Below are 21,842 nucleotides of genomic sequence, written 5' to 3'. Positions count from 1 at the left end.
ATGAGTAAGTTCGACGAACTCGTCACCAAGCTGCGCGAGATTTTCCAGATTGACCGGCCGGAGCTGGATTTCGGCGTCTACCGCATCCTCAATGCTCGCGCGGACGAGATCAACGAATACCTGACCAAGCGGTTGCGGGAGCAAGTGGAGGCGGCACTGGCCACAGGCTCCGCAGCCAACATGGAGGCTCACCAGCGCGAGCTTGACGAAACGATCAAGGCTCTGACCTCTGCGGGGGTCGATCCAGAATCTGCACCCAAGGTCAAGGAACTGCGCGCCGCGATCGCCGGTGCGGCATCCGGCGCGTCCGATCACGAGAACGCCGTGTTCTCGCATTTGCTGGCGTTCTTCTCGCGCTATTACGACAAGGGCGATTTCATCAGCCAGCGCCGGTACAAGGGCGACACCTATGCCATACCCTATGCCGGGGAAGAGGTGGTGCTGCACTGGGCCAACAAGGACCAGTACTACACCAAGTCCGGCGAGGCGTTCAGCAACTATGGCTTCAAGCTGCCCGATGGCCGCGCCGTCCGGTTCCAGCTGATCGCTGCGGATACCGCCAAGGACAATCGCAAGGACAACGACAAGGACCGCCGCTTCGCGCTAGCCGAGGCGCGCACCGTCACGCGTATCGATGATGAGGGCGTGCCATACGAGGAAGAGATCGTCCCCATCGCAGAGGAGGATGGCGATCTGGTCATCCGCTTCGAGTATCGGGCATTTCCACCAAAGACGACGCAGGAAAGCCTGGTTGCAGCAGCGGTGCAGGCCGTGCTGTCGGATGAGGCGGTAAAGGCGAGCTGGCTGGACCTGACCACCCGGGCACCGACGGACAAAAACCCGCAGCGCACCGTGCTGGAAAAGCACCTGACGACCTATACCCAGAAGAACACGGCCGACTACTTCATCCACAAGGACCTCGGCACGTTCCTGCGCCGCGAGCTCGATTTCTACATCAAAAACGAGGTGATGAACCTCGACGATGTGCAGGACGCCAAGATTTTCGCCGCGATCGAGGCCAACCTGCGAATGATCCAGTGTTTGCGCGCGATCGCGCAGGATCTGATCACCTTCCTTGCAAGCATCGAGGATTTCCAGAAGAAGCTGTGGCTCAAGAAGAAATTCGTGGTGGCGGCGCATTATTGCGTCACGCTCGATCGCGTGCCGGAAGCGCTCTATGACCGGATTGCAGCCAACCCCGCGCAATGGGCGCAGTGGCACGATCTGGGTATGCGCGACAGCGCTGCACCGGGCACCGCAGCAGACCTGAAAGCCCAACCCTATTTAATGGTGGATACAGCGCTGTTCGACGCGGCGTTTCGCGCCGATCTGCTCAAGGCCATCCCCGATCTGGATGCCAGCATGGATGGCCTGCTGGTCCATGGCGATAATTTCCAAGGCCTTACGCTTATGGCTCAGAGATATCGCGAAAAAGTAAAGTGTGTTTACCTCGACCCTCCCTACAATACCAATGTTAGCGCTATCCCATATAAAAATAGTTATCGCCACTCCTCATGGGCGTCCATGATGAGCGATAAGTTTCTGCAGATTCGTAAGATGATGGTTGATGCTTCCGCTTGCTTTGTAAGTATTGATAAAACTGAGAGAGATTCTCTTGTTGGTGCAATGGACTATGCATTCGGTCGAGAAAATCGAGTTGCCGAGCTAATCTGGGTTCAAAACACAAACGATGGACGTGCGAAGGCCTTCTCAACAAACCACGAATACGTGGAAGTATACAGCAAAAGCTTCGCGGAGGCCGAGCAAGATTACTCAATGTTTCGTGAGCCTAAGCCGGGTTACGAGGAGGTGATGGAGCTATCGGCTCAGCTTAGCTCAAGTTTCGCCAGTCCAGATGAAGCACAAATGGCTGTTCGAAAGCTCTACCGCGATCACATGAATGAGCTGCGCAAACAGATTGAGGCAGATGGTCTCGATTGGGAAGAAGAGAAGAGGAACGATCCCTGGAAGGGTGTCTACCAGTACAAGTTCTGCGAGTATCGTGATCCCGAGGGGCGATTCTGTCCATTTGAGGAGGCTCGAGAAAGAGGAGCGAAGCTCTGGTTCTATCGTGAAAGCGATTGGACGATCATGGAGTCGGATCAGAAGCAATCGCCTACAACGAAGGACCCGAGCCACCCGAATTTCCGGTATTATCAGCCGACTCACCCGATAACCGGAAAGCCCTGCGCGATGCCTTCTCGTGGCTGGAAAGGGACATTCAAAATTGACCCGACCTATCCAGGTCGTAACTCTTGGGAGTCTCTGACCGCAGATCATCGGATTGCGTTTGGGCCAGACGAAACCAAGGTGCCTCAGCAGAAGCGGTTCCTGCAGGACGTCGACACGAATGTTTCTAAAACTATAATTGTCGATTACTCCGACGGAGAGAAGGAGACTACCAATCTCTTCGGTCGTAAAGGTGTCTTCCTCGCACCTAAACATACCAATTTCGTCGCCCGGTTCGTGAGGATGGCGACGGGAAAAAATGACGTGGTTTTGGACGTGTTCGGTGGTTCGGGAAGCACTGCTGGTGCGGTTATCGAATCTAATCGTATTGATAGACTTGCCCGAAAGTACCTCTTGATGGAGGTGAACAGTTATATCGACCGAACCATCATTCCGCGTCTCAAGAAGACCGTTTACGCCTCTGTTTGGCGCGACGGGAGGCCGAAGTCCGTCGACGGTATCAGCCACGCCTTCAAGGTCCTCAAGATCGAGAGTTACGAGGACACCCTCAACAACCTGACGCTGAACCGTGACGCCGGGCAGCAGGGCCTGCTCGAACGTATGGGGCCGGGAGCCCGCGATGAATATCTAATGCGCTATATGCTTGACGTCGAATCCCGCGGATCGCTGCTCTCGGTCGAGGATTTCGCCAAGCCATTCGATTACGAGCTGGACATCGCGGTCGACAGCGCCGGTGCGGCCCAGCGGGCCAAGGTCGACCTGCTCGAGACGTTCAATTATCTGATTGGCCTCACGGTCAAGACGATCGACATCCAGCTCGCGCGCGGCTTCGCCACGGTTGAAGGCACGCTGCCCGATGGCAAGCGCACCCTGATCCTGTGGCGCGACTGCGAGAAGCTCGACTACGACGGGCTGACCAAGCTGTGCGACCGGCTCGCCATCAATCCTGGCGATACCGAATATGACGTGGTCTACGTCAACGGCGATCACAACCTGCCCACGAAACTGCAGGCCAGCGAGGCCGATGGCGGCGGTGAAAAGGAGCTGAATATCCGGCAGATCGAGCCCGAGTTCCTTTCCCGCATGTTCGATGTGGCGGATGCCTGATGGCACGCCCGCCTGCCAAGAAGCGCAGCTTCCATCAGGAGCTGGTGCTCAATCGCTGGATGCTTTCCCACTTCCGGGGGAAGAGCCTCGCCGTGCTCAAGGAGCGCCTGGGTGCTGACCGGCACGAGGGGTTGGACGATGACGGGCAGACGCGGTTCTTCCATGAGCTGGTGCGTGACCTGTTCGAGTACGACCGCATCAGCAATGCCGAGCTACGTCGCTATGACCTGAACATCGTCGGCCATTGGAAGGCGATCACCGAAAAACGCAACGTCGCCGAAGGCGCGGTGCTGACGATGAAGTACTTCCAGTACCTAAGCCTTCTGTTCAGCGAGATCTACCTCGACTGGTATTTCAACCATCGGCAGGACCTGCTCGATGGGCTGAACGCCGAGCTGAAGGCGTACAGGGAGGAAGAGGGTGCCGAGCCGTTCCGCCCCTATACCGCAGACGATCTCAACAAGATCGCCTACTGGAGCGCGACCGGGAGCGGCAAGACGCTGCTGCTCCACGTCAACATCCGGCAGTATCTGCACTATTACCGTGGCGGCAATGCCGGCGTGGGTTCGGGCGCATATCCCGACAAGATCATCATCCTCACCCCCAATGAGGGCCTGTCGCGCCAGCATCTTGAGGAGCTGTCGCTCTCCGGCTTCTCGTTCCACCGCCTATTCGACAAGAACCGTGCCCCCGACTTCCCCGGCACGATCGAGGTGATCGACGTCAACAAGCTCGGGGATGAGGGCGGCGACAAGACTGTCGCCGTGGACGCCTTCGAAGGCGACAATCTCGTGCTGGTAGACGAGGGCCATCGCGGAACCAGCAGCGGTGCAGGCGCATGGCTTGCCCGCCGCGAGAAGCTGGTGAGCAAGGGCTTTGCCTTCGAATACAGCGCCACCTTCTCGCAGGCCGTCGGCAAGGGCATGGCGGTCGAAAAGGCGGAAGAGGAACTGCTCAAGCGCAAGGCCAAACGGATCTTCCCGGAGCGCCAATGGCGCACCTTGACCGGTGACGAACGGGCGCAGCTGAGCCTCAGCCTCGCAGAGCAGAAGCGGGCGCGCAGCGATGCCGTGAAGGAGACTTACGCCAAGGCAATCCTGTTCGATTACAGCTACAAGTTCTTCTACGCTGATGGCTACGGCAAGGAGCACCTAATCCTCAACCTTGCGGACGACCGCGATGAGGAGACCCGCGCGCTCTATTTCACGGCATGCTTGCTGGCCTTCTACCAGCAGCTCTACCTGTGGGAGACGAAGCGGTCCGTCATGGCCGACTTCAATATCGAGCGGCCACTCTGGGTGTTTGTCGGCCACACGGTTGCTGGCGAAGAGAGCGACCTCATGGCGGTGCTTGGCTTCCTCGCCGGGTTCCTGAACAATGATGAGCGCGCCAAAGGCTGGATCGCAGAGCTGATCGCCGACCGAGCCCAACTGCTCGATACCAAGGGGCGCAGCATCTTCGCAGGGCGCTTCACTCCACTTCTCGGGCAAGATGCAGAAGCCGTCTATGCCGACATTCTGCGCCGCGTATTCAATGCGGAATCGCGTCAGCGGCTGAAGCTCATCAACCTCAAGAGCAGCAAGGGAGAGCTCGCGCTGCGTGTCGGCAGCTCAGAGCCATTTGGCCTGATCAACATCGGCGATGACAGCGGCTTCTTCAAAACGGCCGATGAGGCCGAAACAGGGTTCGATACCGAGAGCTACGATTTCGCTGGCAGCCTGTTTCATCAAATCAACCTGCCTGACAGCCGCATGTCGATGCTTGTGGGATCGCGCAAGTTCACCGAGGGCTGGTCGAGCTGGCGCGTATCGACGATGGGGCTGCTCAACATGGGCCGAGGTGAAGGCTCCCAGATCATCCAGCTCTTCGGCCGCGGCGTCCGCCTCAAGGGGCGTGACATGTCGTTGAAGCGTTCCCTGCCGACCGAACGGCCCAAGGGCAGCTACCTGGAAAAGCTGGAGGCGCTCAACATTTTCGGGGTGCGGGCCGACTACATGGCCACATTCCGCGAATATCTGATCGAGGAAGGGATTACGCCGAGCGACGAGATCGTCACGCTCGATTTTCCAACCCGCAGCAACCTGCCAACAGGCAGGCGCCTGAAAACCCTCAAGCTGCGCGATGGCTACAAGGACAATCAGGCCAAAGGCTTCAAGCGAGTCCATTTCCCATGGCTCTACGAGGTGCCTGCGGAATTCGAAGGCAAGATCAAACAGCCGCATGTCACGCTGGACCTCTACCCACGCGTTGAGGCCATGGCCTCTGACGGCAAGGGGCAGACGGATGACGGTAACGCGCGCCACATCGGCAAGATCGACCGGGCCATGATGGCCATGTTCGACTGGGATCGCCTTTTCCTGTCGTTGCAGCAGTACAAACTGCAGAAGAGTTGGAGCAATCTCCGCCTCGAGAAGGCTCGGCTTCGCCAATTCTGCGAGAGCCGCGACGACTGGTACACCTTGTTCATGCCAGCGAGCGAGCTAACATTCTCGGGCTTTACGACGGTCCTGAAACTTCAGGACGTCCTGCTTCAGCTGCTCTGCGACTACACCGACCGTTTCTATCAGGGCTTGAAAGCGGCCTATGAGGGTCAGCATTTTGACCTCGACGAGGTGACGGAAGAGCATGGCTCGATGCTCAAGCTTTATCAGTTCGAGATCGAGAACAGCGATGCCGGTGAAACCTACCTGAACCGTTTGAAGGCGCTGCAAGAGATTGTTGCCGCGGGTAACATCGGCGAAGCCAACAAGTGGCATGCGGCCAATATGGTGGCGATCAGCTTCGATCGGCACCTGTTTTACCCGCTGCTTTGCCCGGTGAAGGACGGCACGCTCCCATTGAAGATGCGGCCTCTAGGCTTGGGCGCAGAGAGTGAAGTCAGGTTCGTGAAGGACCTCATGGCCTTTTACGAATCCGATGCTGGGCGCAAAGCAATCGGGAAACGAAGCCTTTACCTGCTTCGAAATGCTGACAGCAAAGCCAAAGGGCTGGGCTTCGCCCTGGCTGGAAATTTCTACCCCGACTTTTTGCTGTGGCTGGTCGACGATGACACTGGCCATCAGAGCCTCAGCTTCCTTGACCCCAAAGGCATTCGTAATCTGGATCTCGACGATCCCAAGTTCAACCTCTACCGCGAGGTCAAGAAGCTCGAGGGTGAGGTCGGGGATGGCTCACTTAGCTTGAACGCATTCATCCTGTCCGAAACTGACTTTGGGGATCTGCTTAACTCGCGGCGGCTGAACCGTGCGGACCTCGAGGCGAGGAATGTCCTCTTTATGGAGAAGAGCAACAGCAGCTATATCGACCTGCTGTTCAGGGCCATCGTTGCGCCCCAGTAGGGGGCTCGCGACCGCCGACCTTAATGCCTCCAAGCAACGGTGATTATCGAGCTGTCCTCGGTTAGGACGATGTAGACGTTCCGGAACCGCTCATGTCCTGCGATCGCTGGGCCCATGTATCTTGCGAAGGTCTTCCATGTGGCTTTGGTGAAGCTGTATGATCTGCAAGCGCCGCCTACGAAGCGTTCGTCGCCAAAGTCGATGAGCGCGTCGATTATAAACTGCGGGACACACCGTTGAGCTTGTCGCCGATGGCCATGGCGTGAGAAGCGCAGATCACCGCGGCCGGAAATCATGCCATTGACGAACGGGGTTTTGTCCATGGTAGCCTCCTTATACGTTCACATTGATGAGCAGGTCGCCGAAGAGCCCTTGAAGTTTCAGGTCGTGCTTGGCTTTCTGCTCTCGCATCCAAGCAATTCTCGCTTCTGCGTCATCGGAAGTGCGAAGGGCTTTCGGGAGCTTTGCTAGGGGCACAGCCCCGGATAGAATTGCCCTTGCCAGATCTTCGTCCCCGTGTGCGATGGCTAGCGCTTCCTCGCTGCCAATCTCATACGACGGGCTTCGCCAAACCGGCCAAACATCTAGCGAAGGGGCTGTGTCACCGTCTGGCCTCACAGCTGAAAGACGGCGATTGAGATAGTCCACGAAGGGGTTATTGCACTCGTCGTCGTAGTCTACCGGTACGAAGGCATCTTCGAGGCTTTCATCGTCAAGCACGTAGGCGGCGCGAATATCCCTGTCCCTGATTGAGGCCTCCTCACGGCTTTCGACTTCTTCGGCATGCCAGTCATGAAGAAACCTGCCGCCTAGGTGGGAGTAGCGCTCGCCCATATTCGCGACCGCGTCTCGGCGGAGCCAGAGTTCCGCTAGGTTACGGCTGCGCTCGAGCAGGCTTTCTCGGGCCAAAAGATCAAACAGCAAGGGGGCTAGCTCGAGGATGGTCTCGCGTGTTTCGTTGTAGCGCATGGCCACGAGCTCGAGGGCGTTCTGAGCCGCGCTCGATATGTCGACGTTTAGCGACACGCGGTCGCTGAAAAGCGTTTGAGATTGTTCAACATCGGGAGGTGTGAACAAGTCCGAAGCCTGGCATTTGAGGGCATTTGCCAGCCTTTTCGCGGTCTCTGCCCGCGTGGCGCCTGCTGTTCCATTCTCGAGTCGAGTGATCGTCGCGCGACCGACGCCCGCTTCGACAGCTAGCGCTTCGGCTGTGAGTTTTGCTTCCTTGCGCAGGAAGATCAATTTCTGTGGATTGATGGTGCTCATAACGACCTCCTTCGGCCGATAATGACGCAAAAAAGAACCTTTACAACAATCAAATATGGATCAAATGGCGGACTTTGAGCATTTTTGTCGGCATGAATGGGAAGGTTTTGGCTCATATCGCGAGCCAATTGATGGTCGCTTCTGGCGGTTTAGGGCTCATCCAACCATTTGAATTGATCCAATGGCTCAAGGCATCGCGTCGCTCATCTCAGATTGGGTTCGTAGCAGATTGCAACAAGCAGTCGACGCGCGCTGATTAGGTCGGGGATCTCTTGGCGTTTGGATCATCGACGCTAGCTGGAGGGCGCTCACTTGGAGTGTTGTGCCATTCGGCGCAGGCGGATGCAATTTTCGCGCTCGGCGCTAAAGGAAGGCAGTCAGCAATTTAGTCGCAATGCGACAATACAAAAGCGTCACCACGTCTGATGCACTGAACAACTCACTGATTTTTAAGAAGGTAATGATCGGGAGTTTGTCCAAGCTTCTTGGATTTTGTCCAAGCTTCTATGACGTCCCACAGGTGGCGGTGCCGGCTGTCGGAATCGAACCAACGACCTGATGATTACAAATCAACTGCTCTACCAACTGAGCTAAGCCGGCACATGGCTTCAGGAGCCGGGCCTTAATCTCACAACGCGCCGAAAGTCCACCCTTCGGTTCGCGCCACTTCCGGCGTGAGGGCGGGCGGGTGCCACAGGTCGCGCGCCCCATGCACCTGCCGCAGCCAGGCTGCAGTCAGCAGCGCGTCGGAAGAGTGGTCGTCGATCGGCCCTGTTCCGGCGACGGGCGGACTGCCGAGTGCATCGAGCGCGTCGTTGAGCGCCTCCCGCGTGCGGATCTTGGTCGCGGTGCCTGTCACGCCGCCGTGCCTTGCGGCCATCGCGGTGTAGATTTCGGTGATGACCGACCCCTCGGACGGCAGCGGATCGACCGGCCAGACCGGCACCCTGCCGCCCAGCCGGTGGAGCATCCGCATGCCCGTGAGGCTCGACTTGCCCACCTGCGCGGCGCCCACGAGGTTGAAATTGCTCACCGGCCGCACCCCCTGCTTGCGCTGCGCGTGTTCGGCGAGGCGGAAGCGGCCCTCGCGGCCGGGTGCGCCGGAGAGGAGAAAGCGGTCGCCCGTCGCGCCTGCGCCGTGGCGGAAATAGCGCGCGGCCTCGGGGTGGGCGAGGAAGCCGCCGGCCTCCAGATGCGGGTCGGCGGTGCACAGCGTTTCGATCAGCGCCCACAGCCCGCGCGCGTCGGCAGGCGAGGCCTCCCACCCGGGGAAGAAGGCGCCGGCATCGGCATGGGGCAGGCTGATCCCGAGGTCGAGTCCCACGAGCGTCGGCGCTTCCAGGCCCGCCAGCAGCGCCAGCACCTCGCTGCGCGCCCAGCCGCGCGGATCGGGCGGGGCGACCAGCGCCGGCGGCCCGCCTCCGGCGAGTGCGACGGCGAGCGCGATCCCCTTCTGCCGCGGGCCTCGCGCTCCCGACCAGTCGACCGCGAGGAACTGCGCGAAGCGGCTCACCCGCGCTCGTCCCTGAGCTTGTCCCAGTAATCGAGGCGCTTCCTCACCTCGCGCTCGAAGCCGCGCTCGACCGGCGTGTAGAACTGCTCGGGCGCCATCCCCTCGGGCCAGTAGTTGTCGCCGGAAAAGCCCTCGGGCGTGTCGTGGTCGTAGGTGTAGCCCTTGCCGTAGCCCAGGCTCTCCATCAGGCCGGTTGCCGGATTGACGATGTTCATCGGCGGCATCAGGCTGCCGGTTTCCTTGGCGGCCTTCCACGCGGCTTTGTGCGCCATGTAGGCGGCGTTCGATTTCGGCGCGGTGGCGAGGTAGAGGCAGGCCTGCACCAGTGCCAGCTCTCCCTCGGGCGAGCCGAGGAAGCGGTAGGCCTCCATCGCCGCCATGCATTGCGGGAGCGCCTGGGGATCGGCCATGCCGATATCCTCCACCGCCATGCGCACCAGCCGCCTTGCGAGGAACAGCGGCTCCTCCCCCGCCACCAGCATCCGCGCGAGCCAGTAGAGCGCCGCCTGCGGATCGCTCCCGCGCACCGATTTGTGGAGCGCGGAAATGAGGTTGTAATGCCCGTCGCGGTCCTTGTCGTAGACCGCGACCCGGCGCTGGAGGAAATTCCCGAGGCCCGCAGGGTCGAGGGCCTCCTTCAACTCTGCCGAATAGAGCGTCTCGGCCTGCCCCAGCAGAAATCGCCCGTCGCCATCGGCTTGGGCGATGAGCGCCTCGCGCGCCTCGGGGGTGAGGGGCAGGGGGCCTTCCAGCGCCTCGGCCTTTTCGAGCAGCGCGGCGAGGGCGCTCTCGTCCAGGCGGTTCAGCACCAGCACCTGCGCGCGGCTGAGGAGCGCAGCATTCAGGGCGAAGCTCGGATTCTCGGTGGTCGCCCCCACCAGCGTCACCACCCCGCGTTCGACGTAAGGGAGAAAGCCGTCCTGCTGCGCGCGGTTGAAGCGGTGGATCTCGTCCACGAAGAGCAGCGTCTTGCGGCCCGCCTTCGCCATTTTCTCGGCCTCGGCAAAGGCCTGCTTCAGGTCGGCGACGCCCGAGAACACCGCGCTGATCGCCGCGTAGCGCATCCCCACGGCGTCGGCGAGCAGGCGGGCGATGCTGGTCTTGCCGGTGCCCGGCGGCCCCCACAGGATCATGCTCGACAGCCGTCCGGCGGCCACCATCCGCCCGATCGCGCCGGCCGGGCCGGTCAGGTGCTCCTGCCCCACCACCTCGGCGAGCGTGACGGGGCGCAGCCGGTCGGCAAGGGGCGCGTCGGGGGAAGGCGCATCGCCGCGCGCCGGATTTTCGGGAGCGTCTTGTCCGAACAGGTCAGCCATTGGTCGGGCGTGATAGGGCATCGGGCGGAAAAGGGAACCGTCGCAGGCGGCGGCGCTTGAAACGATAGGTCTAAGATATATCTTGGATGTATCTTCAACCCTCGAGGGAGGATGACATGACCTGGAACCGGTATGGCCGCGGCGGCGGCTGGGAAAAGTTCGCCGAGACGATGGCGATGATGGCAATGAACGGCAACATGAACTTCGGCGGCCCCGGCTGGAAGATGCGCGCGCGCTTCGACGAGGAGTTTCCGCGCGGTCGCGAGCGCGAAGGCGACGGCGAGGGCGAGGAGCGCGGCCGCCGCGGGCGCCGCGGGCGGATGTTCGCCCAGGGCGAACTGCGCCTTGCGCTGCTGGCGCTGATCGCCGAAACCCCGCGCCACGGCTACGAGCTCATCAAGGAGATCGAGGAAATGACCGGCGGCGCCTATGCGCCCAGCCCCGGCGCGGTCTATCCGACGCTCCAGCTGCTCGAGGACGAAGGCGCGATCGAGGAGGCCGAGGCCGAGGGCGCGAAGAAGCCCTTCGCCGCCACCCAACAGGGCCGCGACGAGCTCGAGAGCCGGCAGGACGAGGTCGATACGCTGATGCGCCGCCTCGGCCGCCACGGCGAACGCACCACCACCGTGCGCTCGCACGACCTGTTCCGGGCGATGGGCAACCTCGGCTCGGTGCTGAAGAACCGCGCCCGCGCGGGCAAGCTCGACGAGCACACCATCAACGAGATCGTCGACATGATCGACGAGATGGCCAAGCGCATCGAGCGCCTCTGACACGCAGCCGATTGCAGCTAACGCAAGTTAGGCATATCCTCTCCCCCGTTCGGGTCGCGCCGGATGGGGGAGAGAGCTTATGGCAACCGTGATCGGGGGGCGGCCTGCGACGCCGTGGCATCTGTGGCTGGTCGGCGGGCTGACGCTGCTGTTCAACGCGATGGGCATCATCAGCTACCTGACGACCAAGCTCGGCATGCTCGCCGAGATGGGGCTGACGCCCGAGCAGATCGCCTTCATGGAGAGCTATCCCGCCTGGATCAGTGCCTTCTGGGCGCTGGGCGTATGGGGGGCTTTCGCCGGATCGCTGCTGTTGCTGCTGCGCTCGAAATGGGCGGTGGCGGCGATGGTGGTGGGGACGGTCGGCCTCGTCGGCACGACTATCGGCAACTACCTCGTGCTCGAGGTGCCGGCCACGATGCAGGCCCACACGCTCGACGTGGCGATCTGGGTGGTGACGCTGTTCCTGCTGTTCTACAGCCGCCGCATGGCGCTCGCCGGGGTGCTCAGGTAGGGTAAAGCCCGCGCGCGTTTAGGCCGCCTCGCGGGGCGGCTTTGCGGCCCGCCGCCGTTCCTCGACGAGCTCGAGATAGGTGTCGGCGACCACCGCGTTGATCGCCTCCCAGCTGTATTCGCAGGCGCGCGTCTCGCCCGCCGCCCCGTGGCCCGAGCGCAGCGCCGGGTCGCTGCAGTAGGGCGCCAGCACGGCCGCGAAGGCGGCAGCATCGGCCTCCTTGCTGCCCGAGGGCGCGACCAGCCGGCCGGTGATCCCGTCGGCGACAAGGCTGGCGCTGCCGGTCGCCCCGGCGGCGACCACCGGCAGGCCGCTCGCCATGGCTTCCAGCGTCACGTTGCCGAAGGTCTCGGTGACGGACGGGTTGAAGAACACATCGCCGCTCGCGAGCGCCTGGCCGAGGGCCTCGCCGGTCTTGAACCCGGCGAAGATTGCGCCGTCGGGCAGGTTCGCCTCGAACCAGCCGCGCGCGGGGCCGTCGCCGATCACCAGCACCTTGTGCGGCGCGCCGGCGGCACTCAGGCGGGCAATGGTTTCGGCGAAGACGTCGAGGCCCTTTTCCATCACCAGCCGCCCGAGGAAGACGATCGCGACATCATCGTCGGCAAGGCCGATGCTGCGGCGCCATTCGCGGTCGCGGCGGGCGGAGGAGAAGATCGTGCGGTCGACGCCCCGGCTCCACAGCCCGATGCGCTCGTGCATCCCCATCGCCAGAAGCTCGTCGATCATCGACTGCGAGGGCGCGACCAGCGCGTCGCAGCGGTTGTAGAAGCGCTGGAGGCCCTTGACGATCAGCGGCTCGAGGAAGGCCATGTTGTAGTAGCGCGGGTAGGTCTCGAAGCGGGTGTGGACGCTGGCGAGCACCGGCAGGCCCCGCGCCCGCGCCCAGCGCAGCGCGGCATGGGCGGCCGGATCGGGCGAAGAAAGGTGGACGATGTCGGGCGCGAAGGCCTCGAGGTCGCGCTTCACCGCCGCGCCGAGGTGCGTCGGCATCCTGTATTCGCCGCGCCCCTTCACCGGCATCGGCACGTTGGGCAGGCCGACAAGATCGCCGGTCGGGGCGAAATCGGGCTGGGCGACCTTGGGCGAATAGACGCGCACCTTCGCCCCGCGCGCGAGCAGCGAGCCGACAAGTCGATTGAGGGCCTGGTTCGCCCCGTCGCGGGTGTAGTTGTAGTTGCCGCTGAACAGGGCAACACGCAGATCGGAAATGTCCATGGAGCCGCCCTGTTAGGGGGTTCGCGCGCATTTTGCGAGAGGGAGCTTGACCGCACCTCGTCCCCATTGGTCATTGACTTGTCACCGCGTCTCTCTAAAGCCGCCCACGGGCCACGCGGTCCCAACGCCGCGCGTGCTCTCTGCAAGGAGAGAATACATGACTGACTATGTTCGCGGGCTCGCGCATGAGCCTGTGCTGAAGCCTGAGCGCCCCTTCTTTTCCTCGGGCCCCACGGCGAAATTCCCCGGCTGGTCGCTGGACAAGCTCAAGACCGAATCGCTTGGCCGCTCGCATCGTTCGAGCCTCGGCAAGGCGCGTCTGAAGTATGCGCTCGATCTCAGCCGCGAACTGCTCGGCATCCCCGACGATTACCTGATCGGCATCATGCCCGCCTCGGACACCGGCGCGATCGAGGCCGCCATGTGGTCGATGCTCGATCCTGCGCGCCCGGTGACGGTCGCGGCGTGGGAGAGCTTCGGCAATGTCTGGATCCAGGACGCGGTCAAGCAGCTCAAGCTGCCGAACCTTCAGGTACTGACCGCCGACTACGGCGAGATCCCCGACCTCACCACCATCCCGCAGAGGAACGACGTGGTGTTCACCTGGAACGGCACCACCTCGGGCGCGATGATCCCCAACACCGACTGGCTCGAGCCGGGCCGCGAGGGTGTGACGATCAACGACGCCACCAGCGCCATCTTCGCGATGGAGATGGACTGGGCCAAGCTCGATGCCACGACCTATTCGTGGCAGAAGGTGATGGGCTCGGAAGCCCAGCACGGGATGCTGATCCTCAGCCCCAAGGCGGTCGAGCGGATCGAGAGCTACGATCCGGCCTGGCCGCTGCCCAAGCTGTTCCGCATGAAGAAGGGCGCCAAGCTCAACCGCGGGATCTTCGAGGGCGAGACGATCAACACCCCCTCGATGCTGGCGACCGAGGACTACATCGCCGCACTCGAATGGGGCAAGGCGATCGGCGGCCGCAAGGCGCTGGTCGAGCGGGCCAATGCCAACGCCAGACTGGTGAAGGACTGGATCGAGGCCACCCCGTGGCTGCGCAACATGGCGAGCGATCCCGCGCTCCAGACCAACACCGGCGTGTGCATGGTCTTCCAGGGCGACTGGTACGAGAGCCTCTCGGACGAGGACAAGGCGGGCGTTCCCAAGAAGATCGTGAAGCTGCTCGAGGAACGCAACGTCGGCTTCGACTTCAACGGCTACCGCGACGCGCCGCCGAGCTTGCGCATCTGGTGCGGCTCGACGGTCGAGCAGGAGGACATCAAGCGCCTGCTGCCGTGGATCGAGTGGGCCTACGAGAAGGTCAAGAACGGCTGAGGCCGTCCAAGCGCATCCCTATCCTCCCGTTCGTGCTGAGCTAGTCGAAGCACCGCTTTTCTTCTGATGCCGTGCCGCCCGCAAAGTGAAGGGCGGCTCTTCGACAGGCTCAGGGCGAACGGGTTTTCCCAGATTTGCGGAGAAATCCCATGACCAAGCCCAAAGTTCTCATCAGCGACAAGATGGACCCCAACGCCGCCCGCATCTTCGAGGAGCGCGGCTGCGATGTCGACGTGATCACCGGCGAAACGCCCGAACAGCTGATCGCCCGCATCGGCGAATATGACGGTCTTGCCATCCGTTCCTCGACCAAGGTGACCAAGGCGATCCTCGATGCCGCGACCAACCTCAAGGTCATCGGCCGCGCCGGCATTGGCGTCGACAACGTCGACATCCCCTATGCCAGCGGCAAGGGCGTGGTGGTCATGAACACCCCCTTCGGCAACTCGATCACCACTGCTGAACACGCCATCGCGCTGATGTTCGCGCTCGCACGGCAGATCCCGCAGGCCGATGCCCAGACCCAGGCCGGCAAGTGGCCCAAGAGCGGGTTCATGGGGGTCGAGCTCACCAACAAGACCCTCGGCCTGATCGGCGCGGGCAATATCGGCTCGATCGTCGCCAGCCGCGCACTCGGCCTCAGGATGAAGGTGATCGCCTATGATCCCTTCCTGACCGAGGACCGCGCGATCGAACTCGGCATCGAGAAGGTCGATCTCGACACGCTGCTGAGCCGCGCCGATTTCGTCACGCTCCACACCCCGCTGACCGAGGAGACCCGCAACATCCTCAGCCGCGAGCGGATGGAGAATGCCAAGAAGGGCATCCGCATCATCAACTGCGCGCGCGGCGGGCTGATCGACGAGGCGGCGCTCAAGGATTGCCTGGAGAGCGGGCAGGTCGCGGGCGCCGCGCTCGACGTGTTCGAGACCGAGCCGCCGGCGGCCGATCACCCGCTGTTCGGTGCGCCCAACTTCATCTGCACCCCGCACCTCGGGGCCTCGACCACCGAGGCGCAGGTCAATGTCGCGCTGCAGGTGGCCGAGCAGATGGCCGACTACCTCGTCAACGGCGGCGTCACCAACGCGCTCAACGTCCCCTCGCTGAGCGCCGAGGAAGCCCCCAAGCTCAAGCCCTACATGGCGCTCGCCGAGAAGCTCGGCAGCCTCGTCGGCCAGCTTGCCCACGGCAACCTCACCCGCATCGGCATCGAGCGCGAGGGCGCGGCGGCCGAACTCAACGGCAAGCCCATCACCGCCGCGGTGCTGGCGGGCTTCATGCGCCGCTATTCCGACACGGTGAACATGGTCAACGCCCCCTTCCTCGCCAAGGAACGCGGGCTCGAGGTCGCCGAGGTCCGCCACCAGCGCGAGGGCGCGTTCAACACGCTGGTCCGGGTGACGGTGGAAACCGCGCAGGGGCCGCGCTCGGTCGCCGGCACGCTGTTCGGGACGGAAAGCCCGCGCCTTGTCGAGATCTTCGGCATCGGGATCGAGGCGGAACTTGCCGGCCACATGCTCTACATCGTCAACGACGACAAGCCGGGCTTCATCGGCCGCATCGGGACGCTGCTGGGCGCGCGCGGCATCAACATCGGCACCTTCAATCTCGGCCGCCGCGAGGCGGGCGGGGAAGCGGTTCTGCTCCTGAGCCTCGACGAGGCCCTGCCCGCCGAGGTGGTGGCCGAGGCCGAGAAGCTCGAGGGCGTGAAGCTGGTCAAGGCGCTGAGCTTCTAGTCTCTCGCTCTCCCTTTCCGTTCGGGCTTAGCTTGTCGAAGCCCTGCTTTTTCTTCTAACGCGCTCAAGGAAGAGAAAGACAGCCCTTCGACAGGCTCAGGGCGAACGGAAGAGGGGGCGATCCGCCCGAAAATGACCAAGCCCAACGATCTCCTGCCCGAAGGCCTCGAAGACCGCCTGCCGCTTGAAGCTGCGCGCATCACCGCTGCGATGCGTGCCTGCCTCGATGTGCTGACGGCGCACGGCTACGACCGCGTGCGCCCGCCGCTGCTGGAGTTCGAGGCCGCGCTGGTCGGGCGCATGGCGGGCGTCAGCGTCGGCGAGCGCAGCACGATGTTCCGCTTCGTCGATCCCGCTTCCCTGCGCACCCTCGCGCTGCGCTCCGACATGACCCCGCAGATCGGCCGCATCGCCGCCACCAGCCTTGCCGCCGCGCCGCGTCCGCTGCGTCTGGCCTATTGCGGCGATACGGTGGTGATCAAGGCGAGCCAGCTCGACCCCGCGCGCGAGCGGCTGCAACTCGGCGCCGAACTGATCGGCTCCGATACCGTCGCCGCCGCGGGCGAGGCGGTGATGCTCGCGATCGAGGCGCTGAAGGCCGCCGGGCTCACCGGCATCTCGGTCGATTTCACCCTGCCCGATCTCGTCGACACGCTGGCGGTGAAGGCCTTCCCGCTCGCGCCCGAGCAGATCGAGGGCGTGCGGCGCGAGCTCGACACCAAGGACGCGGGCGGATTGCGCGCGGCGGGCGGCAGTGCCTACCTGCCGCTGCTCTATGCCACCGGACCACTGGAAGGGGCCCTCGCTGCGCTCCGGGATGTGGATGCGGGCGGGGCACTGAAGTCGCGCCTCGACGCGCTGGAGGCGATTGCCGGGCACATCGGGGATGCGGCGCGCATCACGCTCGATCCGACCGAGCGCCACGGCTTCGAATACCAGTCGTGGTTCGGCTTCACCCTCTATGCCGAGGGGCAGCGCCGCGCGGTGGGGCGGGGCGGCACCTACCGCATCGCCGGGAGCGAGGAGCCGGCGACGGGCTTCACCCTCTATCTCGACCGCCTCGCCGAGGCCGCGCCCCAGCCCGATGCTCCGCGCACCTGCTACCTCCCCCTCGGCCACGACCGCGCCGCGGCGGCGCGCCTCAGGTTCGAGGGCTGGCGCACCATCGCCCAGCTGGCCGAGGGCGAGGACCCGAAGGCTTTGGGCTGCGACTATGTGCTCGGGGGCAGCGAGCCGCAGGCGATCTAGGGCACGTTCCGGAGATCGCGCCCCATCCTCGTCGCCCCGTTCGCGACCGGGGGCTCGGCTTCCTTAGCCTATCCGCCCAGCACCTTCTTGAGCCACGCGTCCATCACCGGGGTCGCGGGGTAATCGGGCTGGCCGAGATTGCGGTTGATCTCCATGTGGCCGCGCAGGCCCTCGCCGGGGAAGCCCGAGACCTCGGCCTCGGCGCCCGCCTTGCGCAGCGCCTCGGCCAGCGCCTTCGACTGCGCCGCCGCATCGGGGCGCTGGACGTGGAGGAGAAGGAAGGCCGGGGCATTGGGCGCTGCGGCGTGGGCGATCGGGGAGAGCGCCTTGTGCCGCGCGGGATCGCTGCCGAAGGCCTGCTCGTAGGTTCCCCGCATCTGCGGTCCGGCGAGTGCCAACTGTTGGCCCACGTCATAGGCCGCGCCGTCGTTGGGCATCACCCCGTCGATGTCGGCGAAGGAGAGGCCCGCGTCCTTGAGATAGCGCTCGTCCGTCCCCACCAGCGCCACCAGATGCGCGCCCGCCGAGTGGCCGGTCAGCACCACGCGGGTCCGGTCGATCCCCAGTTCGTCGGCGCCCGCGAGCAGGTGGGCGAGCGCCGCCGCCACGTCCGCCGCCTGGTCCTCGACGCGCGCGGCGGGGACGAGCCGGTAGTCGATCGAGGCGAAGGCATAGCCCTGCGCCAGCAGGTGCCCGGGCAGGGCGCGGCCCACGGCGTTGCTCTTCGACCCGCGCGACCATCCGCCGCCGTGGACGAACAGCACCAGCGGGGCGGGCCTGCCCTCGGGCACCCACAGGTCGAGCGCCTGGAGCGGATCGCTGCCATAGGCGAGGGTCTGCTGCGGGGCGAGGGCGGGGCCGGGCGCCATCGCGGCTCCCCCGCGCCGTGCCCCCTCGCGGGCGCGCGCCTCGATCCGCTGGCGCAGCTCCGCCTGGCAGCCTTGGGAGAGCTCGGCATATCTCTCGCGCAGGCAGGCGGCGATCTGCCCCCGGTTGATGCCGCAAAGCCGCACCACCTCCTGCCGGCAGCTCGCGGGCAGGCGCTCCTCGCCGCGGCGCTGCTGGGCGAGGATCGGGCTGGCGATCACGGCCAACGCAGCGGCGGCGATCAGGGCTTGGGCGGCGGGGCGCATCGGCGAAGGCTTCCTTTCGAGCGGACGGCAGTTGCCCCGTCCAACGCAGGTCGCTCGCAAAACCCTTCGCGCCGTGCTTGCCTCGCCCGCCCCGAACGCCTAGGCCCCCGCCCGGTTCACCGCCACCGGATAAGGACACACATGGCCAACGTCACCGTGATCGGCGCCCAATGGGGCGATGAGGGCAAGGGCAAGATCGTCGACTGGCTTGCCAGCCGCGCCGATGCCGTGGTCCGCTTTCAGGGCGGGCACAATGCCGGTCACACGCTGGTGATCGACGGCAAGACCTACAAGCTCTCGCTGCTGCCGTCGGGGATCGTCTCCGGCACCCTCTCGGTGATCGGCAACGGCGTGGTGCTCGATCCCTGGGCGCTGCGCGACGAGGTCGCCAAGGTCGAGGGGCAGGGGGTCACCATCACCGATGACAACCTCGCCATCGCCGACAACTGCCCGCTGATCCTCCCCCTCCACCGCGATCTCGACGCCCTGCGCGAAACGGCGGCGGGCAAGGGCAAGATCGGGACGACCGGGCGCGGGATCGGCCCGGCCTACGAGGACAAGGTCGGCCGGCGCGCGATCCGGGTGTGCGACCTGGCGCATCTCGACAGTCTCGAGGCCCAGCTCGACCGCCTCTGCGCCCACCATGACGCGCTGCGCGCCGGCTTCGGCCAGCCGCCGGTCGACCGCGCCGCCCTTCTGGAAGAGCTGCGCGAGATCGCGCCCTTCGTGCTGAAGTTCGCCCAGCCTGTCTGGAAGCGGTTGAAGAAGGTCCGCCGCGCCGGCGCCAAGATCCTGTTCGAGGGCGCGCAGGGCGTGCTGCTCGATGTCGACCACGGCACCTATCCCTTCGTCACCTCCTCGAATACGGTGAGCGGCACCGCGGCTAGCGGCTCCGGCCTCGGCCCCAACTCCACCGGCTTCGTGCTGGGCATCGTCAAGGCCTACACCACCCGCGTCGGCTCCGGCCCCTTCCCGACGGAGCTGGAGGACGAGATCGGCCAGCGCCTCGGCGAACGCGGCCATGAATTCGGCACCGTCACCGGCCGCAAGCGCCGCGTCGGCTGGTTCGACGCCGTGCTGGTCCGCCAGTCCTGCGCGATCAGCGGCGTCACCGGCATCGCGCTCACCAAGATCGACGTGCTCGACGGGCTCGAGAAGGTGAAGATCTGCACCGGCTATCGCCTGCGCGGGCAGGTCTATGACTACCTTCCCAGCCACGCCGCCGACCAGGCCGCCTGCGAGCCGATCTACGAGGAGATGCCCGGCTGGCACGAGAGCACCGCGGGCGCGCGCTCCTATGCCGACCTGCCTGCCAACGCGATCAAGTACATCCAGCGTATCCAGGAGCTGATCGAATGCCCCGTCGCGCTGGTCTCGACCTCGCCCGAGCGGGACGACACGATCCTGATGCGCGATCCTTTCGTGGATTGATCGCAAGGCGCGGGGCGGGTTAGTCTTGCCCGCATGACCCGCCTCGCGCTCCTCCTGCTGCTCGCGCTTGCCGCCTGCGCCGCACCGCCGGTGGAGCAGGCGCAGGCCCCGTCCTCGCAGCCCCCGCTGGCGCGCGAGGCGGCGCGGATCGTGCCCGAGCGGCGCTTCACCAGCGTCGACTACCTCATCGTCGACAAGTCCGAACGGCTGATGGTCGCCTATGCCGGCGGGCAGCCCGTCAAGGCCTGGCGCGGCCTGCAATTCGGCGACAGACCGCAGGGCCACAAGCAGTTCGAGGGCGACGAGCGCACGCCCGAGGGCAAGTATGTGATCGAGGGCCGCAACCCCGGGAGCGCCTATCACCTCAGCCTCAAGGTCTCCTACCCCAACGCCGCCGACCGCGCCTTCGCGGCGCAATACGGCCGTTCGCCGGGCGGCGACATTTTCCTCCACGGCCAGCCAAACAGCCTGCCCTTCGGCCGCGTGCCGGGCGACTGGACGGACGGCTGCATCGCCTTTTCCAACGAGGAAATCGAGGAATTGTGGCGCATCGTGCCTGACGGAACGGTGATCGAGATCAGGCCTTGATGGGGTGCGGTCGAAGACCATCAGGCAGATTTCCTTGACCTGATCCTGTTTTGTTCTATTCTCGTTCCAACATTGTTGGAGTCGAGTCGATGCTGACATCCCCCGCCCTTGGCGCTTCCCCCCCGGATGATTTCACCTATGGCTGCGCCGATGACGGTGCGGGCCTGCCCGCCCGTGTGGCGATCTTCGCCGAGGACGAAGGGCTCCGCCGCCAGATCGGCGCGGACCTCGGCGGGGCGGGGTTCCGCAGCATCGACGGCGGGTCCTTGCGCGCGCTGCTCGAAGGGCCGATCGCCTTGCTGGGCGATGTGGTGGTGGTCGATTGCGCGGTCGTGGGCAGCCGCGGGCTCGACGCGATGATGCTGGCAGGGCTGGCGCGGCTCGACATGCGGGTCGCGCGGTCCGGTGCCAAGCTGATCGTCGCCACCAACCTTGCGGGGCTCGACGATGTCTTCGCCGTGCTCGACCAGTCCAACCCCCAGATCCTCGTTTCGCCCAGCCGCGCCGAACGGGTGATCGCGGTCGGGCGGGTGATGGGGGAGGCCGGGGCGGCGCGCCTTCGCGAAATGGGCGAGGAGGACCGCGTGGCCCTGCTGCGCCTGTCCCAGCAGGTCGAGGCGATCGCCCATTCGCTCGACCGCATGGGCCATGCCGTCTCCCCCGGCGCGGCACTGGGCGAGCTCAAGCGGGATTATCGCGGGCCCGGCATGGCGTCCGCGCCCGCCTTCGGTGCCCTGCAGGCAGACCCTGCCGCCGCCGCCGGCCCGCCGCTGCCCGATCCGCAGATGGTGCGCCAGATCATCGCCAACCGCCAGGCGCGCGCGCGCTTCTTCGCGCCCGAGCTGTTCGGCGATCCGGCGTGGGACATGCTGCTCGATCTGACCGCCGCGCATGGCGAGGGCGCGCGGGTCTCCGTGACCTCGCTGTGCATCGCCGCCGGCGTGCCCGCGACGACAGCGCTGCGCTGGCTGACCCAGATGGTCGAAAGCGGGATCTTCGTGCGGGTCCCGGATCCGGCCGATCGCCGCCGCGCCTTCATCGCCCTGAGCGAAAAGGCGATCGCCGCCATGTCGGGCTATTTCGCGAGCCTGCGCACCCCGGTGCTGCAGGCGGCCTGAACCTTGCGCGGGAGGCT

General features: G+C 64.6%; 15 protein-coding genes and 1 tRNA gene. 10 read left to right on the top strand and 6 right to left on the bottom strand.

Annotated elements, in window-relative coordinates; all coding sequences use genetic code 11:
- Positions 1-3,297, top strand: a complete 3,297-nt coding sequence (locus ACMX37_RS11105) for a DNA methyltransferase (RefSeq protein ID WP_483145981.1) — start codon at positions 1-3, stop codon at positions 3,295-3,297.
- On the top strand, positions 3,297-6,635 hold the full coding sequence (locus ACMX37_RS11100) for a hypothetical protein (protein WP_483145980.1): 3,339 nt from the start codon (positions 3,297-3,299) through the stop codon (positions 6,633-6,635). Before ACMX37_RS11105 ends, ACMX37_RS11100 begins: the two co-directional genes overlap by 1 nt.
- Before the next feature lie 333 nt (positions 6,636-6,968).
- Here the strand turns inward: ACMX37_RS11100 and ACMX37_RS11095 are convergent, their stop codons facing one another.
- From ACMX37_RS11095 to ACMX37_RS11080, 4 genes are all read right to left on the bottom strand, one after another.
- On the bottom strand, positions 6,969-7,901 hold the full coding sequence (locus ACMX37_RS11095; protein ID WP_483145979.1) for a helix-turn-helix transcriptional regulator: 933 nt from the start codon (positions 7,899-7,901) through the stop codon (positions 6,969-6,971).
- Between the two features lie 527 nt (positions 7,902-8,428).
- Positions 8,429-8,501 (bottom strand) — tRNA-Thr (locus ACMX37_RS11090).
- Positions 8,502-8,529: 28 nt separating this feature from the next.
- On the bottom strand, positions 8,530-9,414 hold the full coding sequence (locus ACMX37_RS11085; protein WP_483145978.1) for a hypothetical protein: 885 nt from the start codon (positions 9,412-9,414) through the stop codon (positions 8,530-8,532).
- On the bottom strand, positions 9,411-10,730 hold the full coding sequence (locus ACMX37_RS11080; RefSeq protein WP_483145977.1) for a replication-associated recombination protein A: 1,320 nt from the start codon (positions 10,728-10,730) through the stop codon (positions 9,411-9,413). The genes ACMX37_RS11085 and ACMX37_RS11080 overlap by 4 nt, the downstream gene beginning before the upstream one ends.
- Positions 10,731-10,846: 116 nt before the next feature.
- Between ACMX37_RS11080 and ACMX37_RS11075 the strand changes: the two genes are divergently transcribed.
- Positions 10,847-11,503 (top strand): PadR family transcriptional regulator, encoded by a 657-nt coding sequence (locus ACMX37_RS11075; RefSeq protein WP_483145976.1) that lies wholly within the window; start codon positions 10,847-10,849, stop codon positions 11,501-11,503.
- Positions 11,504-11,582: 79 nt separating this feature from the next.
- Positions 11,583-12,017: a hypothetical protein gene (locus ACMX37_RS11070; protein WP_483145975.1), complete on the top strand. Its 435-nt coding sequence runs from the start codon at positions 11,583-11,585 to the stop codon at positions 12,015-12,017.
- Between the two features lie 18 nt (positions 12,018-12,035).
- Here ACMX37_RS11070 and ACMX37_RS11065 read toward each other — a convergent pair whose 3' ends face one another.
- Positions 12,036-13,235 (bottom strand): glycosyltransferase family 4 protein, encoded by a 1,200-nt coding sequence (locus tag ACMX37_RS11065; protein ID WP_483145974.1) that lies wholly within the window; start codon positions 13,233-13,235, stop codon positions 12,036-12,038.
- 157 nt (positions 13,236-13,392) lie between these two features.
- Between ACMX37_RS11065 and ACMX37_RS11060 the strand changes: the two genes are divergently transcribed.
- The 3 genes from ACMX37_RS11060 (at position 13,393) to ACMX37_RS11050 (ending at position 17,555) form a co-directional block, all read left to right on the top strand.
- Positions 13,393-14,571: a phosphoserine transaminase gene (locus tag ACMX37_RS11060; RefSeq protein ID WP_483145973.1), complete on the top strand. Its 1,179-nt coding sequence runs from the start codon at positions 13,393-13,395 to the stop codon at positions 14,569-14,571.
- A 149-nt stretch (positions 14,572-14,720) separates the two neighbouring features.
- Positions 14,721-16,307 carry a phosphoglycerate dehydrogenase gene (serA, locus tag ACMX37_RS11055; protein WP_483145972.1) on the top strand — a complete coding sequence of 529 codons (1,587 nt, stop codon included), beginning with the start codon at positions 14,721-14,723 and terminating at the stop codon, positions 16,305-16,307.
- Between the two features lie 132 nt (positions 16,308-16,439).
- Positions 16,440-17,555: an ATP phosphoribosyltransferase regulatory subunit gene (locus ACMX37_RS11050; protein ID WP_483145971.1), complete on the top strand. Its 1,116-nt coding sequence runs from the start codon at positions 16,440-16,442 to the stop codon at positions 17,553-17,555.
- A 68-nt stretch (positions 17,556-17,623) separates the two neighbouring features.
- Here ACMX37_RS11050 and ACMX37_RS11045 read toward each other — a convergent pair whose 3' ends face one another.
- Positions 17,624-18,688, bottom strand: a complete 1,065-nt coding sequence (locus tag ACMX37_RS11045; protein ID WP_483145970.1) for an alpha/beta hydrolase — start codon at positions 18,686-18,688, stop codon at positions 17,624-17,626.
- A gap of 141 nt (positions 18,689-18,829) precedes the next feature.
- Here ACMX37_RS11045 and ACMX37_RS11040 point away from each other — a divergent pair, with 141 nt between their 5' ends.
- The 3 genes from ACMX37_RS11040 to ACMX37_RS11030 all read left to right on the top strand — a co-directional run bounded on the left by ACMX37_RS11040 (position 18,830) and on the right by ACMX37_RS11030 (position 21,825).
- On the top strand, positions 18,830-20,119 hold the full coding sequence (locus tag ACMX37_RS11040; RefSeq protein ID WP_483145969.1) for an adenylosuccinate synthase: 1,290 nt from the start codon (positions 18,830-18,832) through the stop codon (positions 20,117-20,119).
- A 33-nt stretch (positions 20,120-20,152) separates the two neighbouring features.
- A complete protein-coding gene (locus tag ACMX37_RS11035; protein ID WP_483145968.1) occupies positions 20,153-20,707 on the top strand; it encodes a L,D-transpeptidase family protein in 555 nt (184 codons plus the stop codon).
- An 89-nt stretch (positions 20,708-20,796) separates the two neighbouring features.
- A complete protein-coding gene (locus ACMX37_RS11030; RefSeq protein WP_483145967.1) occupies positions 20,797-21,825 on the top strand; it encodes a MarR family transcriptional regulator in 1,029 nt (342 codons plus the stop codon).
- Positions 21,826-21,842 lie beyond the last annotated feature (17 nt).

Source organism: Porphyrobacter sp. THAI-01a (assembly GCF_056868655.1).
This window is presented reverse-complemented; position numbering and strand designations above follow the sequence as displayed.